Annotated in this window: 7 protein-coding genes; 5 read left to right on the forward strand and 2 right to left on the reverse strand. The window is 62.3% G+C overall.

Annotated elements, in window-relative coordinates:
• Nucleotides 1–588: DUF930 domain-containing protein (locus EN750_RS18560; protein ID WP_127397278.1), on the forward strand; the 588-nt coding region annotated here is incomplete at its 5' end.
• Between the two features lie 4 nt (nucleotides 589–592).
• On the opposite strand, the gene EN750_RS18565 is transcribed toward EN750_RS18560, so the two are convergent.
• Together EN750_RS18565 and EN750_RS18570 are read right to left on the reverse strand one after the other, a co-directional pair.
• A complete protein-coding gene (locus EN750_RS18565) occupies nucleotides 593–1,267 on the reverse strand; it encodes an HAD family phosphatase (protein ID WP_127397279.1) in 675 nt (224 codons plus the stop codon).
• A 92-nt stretch (nucleotides 1,268–1,359) separates the two neighbouring features.
• Nucleotides 1,360–2,001, reverse strand: a complete 642-nt coding sequence (locus EN750_RS18570) for a hypothetical protein (protein ID WP_127397280.1) — start codon at nucleotides 1,999–2,001, stop codon at nucleotides 1,360–1,362.
• Between the two features lie 195 nt (nucleotides 2,002–2,196).
• On the opposite strand from EN750_RS18570, the gene EN750_RS18575 reads away from it, so the two are divergent.
• From EN750_RS18575 to EN750_RS18590, 4 genes are all read left to right on the forward strand, one after another.
• On the forward strand, nucleotides 2,197–2,634 hold the full coding sequence (locus tag EN750_RS18575) for a transcriptional regulator GutM (RefSeq protein WP_127397281.1): 438 nt from the start codon (nucleotides 2,197–2,199) through the stop codon (nucleotides 2,632–2,634).
• An 88-nt stretch (nucleotides 2,635–2,722) separates the two neighbouring features.
• Nucleotides 2,723–3,484: a PTS glucitol/sorbitol transporter subunit IIC gene (locus EN750_RS18580; protein WP_013529328.1), complete on the forward strand. Its 762-nt coding sequence runs from the start codon at nucleotides 2,723–2,725 to the stop codon at nucleotides 3,482–3,484.
• A gap of 16 nt (nucleotides 3,485–3,500) precedes the next feature.
• Nucleotides 3,501–4,502, forward strand: coding sequence for a PTS glucitol/sorbitol transporter subunit IIB (locus EN750_RS18585; protein WP_127397282.1), 1,002 nt, complete (start codon nucleotides 3,501–3,503; stop codon nucleotides 4,500–4,502).
• A 108-nt stretch (nucleotides 4,503–4,610) separates the two neighbouring features.
• A partial coding sequence (locus EN750_RS18590; protein ID WP_127397283.1) for a PTS glucitol/sorbitol transporter subunit IIA occupies nucleotides 4,611–4,867 on the forward strand: 257 nt, incomplete at its 3' end.

Consider the following 4,867-nt stretch of genomic DNA (forward strand, 5'->3'; position numbering starts at 1 on the left):
GCTTCAACCGAGGAGATAGATAAATCACAAGCAGCCAAACAGGAGGCGGAGAAGCAGGCGGCGCTCGATGCCGCCAAGCAACGGGGCGCGGCACCAGCGCCTTTGGCTGCCGATGGCGGCGGCAGCGAGATCGACCTTCCCACATCAGCCGATGCGCCGAAGCCCAAACCCACAAATGCGCCGAAGCCCAGCCCCTCAAAGCCCTCGAAGTCTGCATCTCGGAACGCTTCGGGCCTCCCAGGCGTCCGCAAGCTCTATTCACAGGGCGCTACCGGCGATGCGGTGGCCACGACCTCGAAGGGCGGCGTGCCTCGCGGCCAGCGTGCCGCCAAACTTTGCGCCAGCGCGTTGCAGCAGCAACTGCTGGGCGCCTCGTATTTCCCCGAGTTGATCCCAAGTGTTCCGCTGAAGGTCGGTAATATCCTCGACGCCCCGGATGTCGCCTTCCGCACGACAACCACATGGTACCATCTGGGCTTCCGGTGCGAGGTCGACACCGGTGCGACGAGGGTCTTGTCCTTCAATTTCCGTGTCGGGCCAGTGATCCCGGCCGACGAATCGGTCCGCCTTGGACTGCCTGTTCGCTGACAGATTAGGCCGGCACACCGAGCCCGGCCAATTGCCGGCTAACTTCTTGCCAGTCGGCGCAGACGAAATCGGCACCGGCAGCTGTCAGCCGCGCGGCGTGCTCGGCATAGGTATGGCCGCCGCCGGTGTAGCCGATCGCCGTCATGCCGGCGGCGACAGCGCCCTGGATGCCGAAGGGCGAGTCCTCGATGACGATGCAGTCAACGGGATTGGCGCCGATCTTGTCCGCCGCGAAGAGGAAGATGTCCGGCGCGGGCTTGCCGTTCTTGACCATCGAGGAGCTGTAGATCGCATCGCCGAAGAAACGCGCCAGCCCGGTCACGGCAAGGCTGTGGTTTATACGCTCGACGGAGGAGGACGAGGCAACGCAGCGACCGCCCGCAAGCGTCTCGAGGAACGCAGCGATTCCCGGTGTCGGCTTCAATTCCTGCGAGAACAGCACCTTGGTCTCGGCCCAGATGTCGCCGTCCGCCGCCGCCGGAAACTGGTGCCCGGTCAATTCCCTGATCCTGGCGATGATATCGGACTGCTTCATGCCGATGCATTGGGCGATGATGCTGGTGTTGACACCGGGCATGCCGTGCTTTTCGTAGACGCGCTCATAGGCGCGGGCGGCCAGCGGCTCGCTGTCGACAAGAACGCCGTCGCAATCGAAAATAATAGACCTTGGTCGCGCCACAGTTTCCCTCTCAAGTCAATTTTCGCACATCGCTATCGGCAAAAAGTCAAATGTTCAATAGCGCGTGCGTTTTTGGGGCGCGAAGAGCGGGCTCAAAGCTGGCGCAACGCATCGCTCGCACGGGAAGACCCGAGCGCCCGTTGCATGGCTTGCCGGGACTGTGCGCGATCCGGGGTGATCCAGTTCGGTTCGGCGCCGAGAAAGCGGTCGAGGAAAGCCACCGCATAGGCCGGCATCTCGGTCACATTCTCGCGATAGGACCACCATGTGCGCAAATCGTCGGCGCATTTGTCGATGCCGGGTGCGGTGCCGAATTCCTGCTCGTGGATCGCCGAAATCACCGAGACGCAGTAGTTGGTGTAGAGGAAACCCTCCGGCCAGAAGCGGACGATTTCCAGCGTGCCGGCGTTCGTTTCCGTCTCGATCAGCTGCGTGAGGCTGGAGATTTCCCTGGCCGGCGCCTGTTTTATCAACTCGCGCAGCACGAGGCCGGCGGCAAAGACGATGAAGTCGGCGCGGTCGATCGCGGCGAAGCGCTTCTGCGGCTCCATGATCTCGACCCAGTCGAGAAAGGCCCTGGTGAGCTTTGCCTCGTCGATCTCGAAGCGCACGCCGAACGTGTCCGAGACCACCTTCGCGCTGCCGCGAAAAGTGGCGCGGAACCAGCGCAGCTGCCGCAGCCGATGGCGAAGATCGGGCATCAAGGCCAGTTCGTCCCTGAAGGGCAGATCCATATTCCTCGTATCCTGTTTCCCGGTCAGCCTAGCACAACGGTGGCACGGCCGAAATCGGTCAGCGCCCTTGTGGATGACCGCAGCCGAGGCCAATATCATACATATTGACATTCTCGGAAACAAATGTTCTCACTTTGCTGTTGTCACGCGCCGGTCCAAGGTGCGGTTCAACTGAGGCTTCGGGAGGAGAACCGAATGGCGATTTGGCAGTGGGGACTGCTTCTGCTGGTTATTGTGTGGGCGCTGCAGTCGCTCGGCGTCTGGCTGCAGATGCGGCACTATTCGGATGTCTTCAGGGGCGTCACCGACCAGTACAAGCAGGGCTTCGTCGGAGCCGGCAATTTTCGCGGCCGGTTGGCCAAGGGCACCATCGCGCTCGTCGTGGTGACGCCCGATCTGATCGTGCGCCGCCTGATGGTGATGAGCGGCCGTTCCGTCTTCACCAAGTTCAAGAGACATGAAGAATTCGAGGGTGTTCCCCTCGATAGACTCCGGTCCAACCCTGCAATCATGGGGGAGGGGGAACCCGGTGTGGCCGAGGCCGTGAAACGGGCGATCGAACAGATCGACAAGACACGGTCGGAGCCGGGGAAGAAGCCGGGCCTGTCCGGCTTGAACATAGCAAGGGCTTAGGGCCGGAGAATTTCGGGCTCTAAATCAAAGGGATAGAGGACGCCGCGCACCGACTGGGATCAACCGGCGGGTGGCATAAGGAGGAGAAATGTCTGTATTTTCGTTGTTGGCGCAGCATGCCGACATGGCCGTGCACAATCTGCATGTCGCAGGTGCCATGGTCTCGGATGCCGCATTGCATGGCAAGCTCGCCGTCGAGCATGCCTCCGACCATCTCGTTGTCCTCGCACAAGCGGACAGCGGACCGATCACCGTCGATCAGTTCAAGGAAAAGCTGAAGGACGTCCAGCAGGAAGAGCAGCTCGGCTGGCTGACCGCCATCGGCAAGTACTTCATCGGCATCTTCCAGAAGGGCGGCGAGGTCTTCGCCGGCTTCGTCACCGGCATCATTCCGACGCTGGTGGTGCTGATGACGGCCTTCTACGCCGTCACCGAACTGGTCGGTGAAGAGCGCGTGCATGGTCTGGCGCGCGGCGCCGGCCGGATCGCGCTGACGCGCTACACGCTGTTGCCGCTGCTGGCGGTGTTCTTCCTCACCAATCCGATGGCCTATACGTTCGGATCGTTCCTGGAAGAAAAGCACAAGCCGGCCTTCTATGACGCGGCAGTATCCTATGTGCACCCGCCGCTCGGCCTGTTCCCGCACATCAATCCCGGCGAGTATTTCGTCTGGGGCGGCATTCTCGTCGCGCTGCTGGAGCTGGAAAAGAAGGGCGTCGTCGTCGCCGGCTACCACGTCAAGGTGGCGATCTGGTACGCCATCGTCGGCCTCGTCGTCATCCTGCTCAAGGGCATGCTGACCGAACGCATCACCGCCATCATGGCACGCCGCCAGGGCGTCGAGCTGTAAGGGCAGGGAGGACATCATGGCCAAGACATACAAAGCCGTAAGGATCACCCAGGGCAAAACCGGCTGGGGTGGCCCGCTCGTGATCGAGCCGACCGAACAGCGCAGCAAGATCGTTTCCGTCACCGGTGGTGGCATTCACCCGGTGGCGCAGCTTATCGCCGACATGACCGGTGGCGAGGCCGTCGACGGCTTCAGGGCGCCACCGATCGAAAGCGAGATGGCGGTGGTCGTCGTCGACTGCGGCGGCACCGCACGATGCGGCGTCTATCCGCGCAAGCGCATCCCGACCGTCAATCTGACGCCGGTCGGTCAATCCGGGCCGCTGGCCCAGTTCATCACCGAGGACATCTACGTTTCGGGCGTGAAGCCGGCCAACATCACAATGGCGGACGGATCCGAAACGATCACGACTGCAGGGGGAGCAGCAGCGATGAGTTCAAGCAACAATGCGGCCGCGGCACCACAGCCGCTGCCGAGCGAAGGTGGGCTGATCGGCCTCATCAGCACGATCGGCCGCGTCATGGGACGTATCGTCGGCATCTTCTTCAATGCCGGCCGTCGCACCATCGATCAGGTCATTCGCAACGTGCTGCCGTTCATGGCGTTCGTGACCATGCTCATCGGTCTGATCCTGTATACCGGCATCGGTGATGTGCTGGCGCAGCCGATGGGTCCGCTGGCCAACAACATCGTCGGCCTGCTGATCATCTCGGCGATCTGCGGCCTGCCGTTCCTGTCGCCCATCCTCGGGCCAGGCGCTGTCATCGCGCAGGTCATCGGCGTTGCCATCATCGGCCCGCAGATCGCCAACGGCACGATCTCGCCGGCGATGGCACTGCCGGCGCTGTTTGCCTACAATACCCAGGTGGGCTGCGACTTCGTCCCTGTCGGCCTGGCGCTCGGTGAGGCCAAGCCGAAGACGATCGAAATCGGCGTTCCGGCGGTGCTCATCAGCCGCCAGATCATGGGGCCGGTTTCGGTGCTGATCGCCTGGGTCGTCAGCCTGATCGTGTTCTAAGGCAATTCCGGGAAAAGCGCACAATGCTTTCCCGTGGAAATTGCGTCAAAACAAAGAGATAGAGCGGTTCACCGCTCTAGGGAAAGTTGAGAAAATGAGGTTCGCCATATGACGGTTCTGCTGAGAACACGGGTCACTGCCATCGGCCCAGAAGTGGCGGACCTTGCCGAAGGGGGCGTGGTCATCCTGTTTGCGGATGGCTCGCCGCCGGAGCTTGCCGAGGTTTCGGTGCTCCACAAGGCGGAGCAGGGACCAAGTGACGGAGCGCCCGCCAAGGGCGCTTCGATCACCCTCGGCCCGGTTGCCGCTGTTATTACAGCGGTCGGCTCCAGCGCGTGGAGCAAGGTGCTGGAAATGGGCCATGT

It is taken from the genome of Mesorhizobium sp. M7A.F.Ca.ET.027.03.2.1 (genome assembly GCF_003999175.1).
GTDB lineage: Bacteria > Pseudomonadota > Alphaproteobacteria > Rhizobiales > Rhizobiaceae > Mesorhizobium.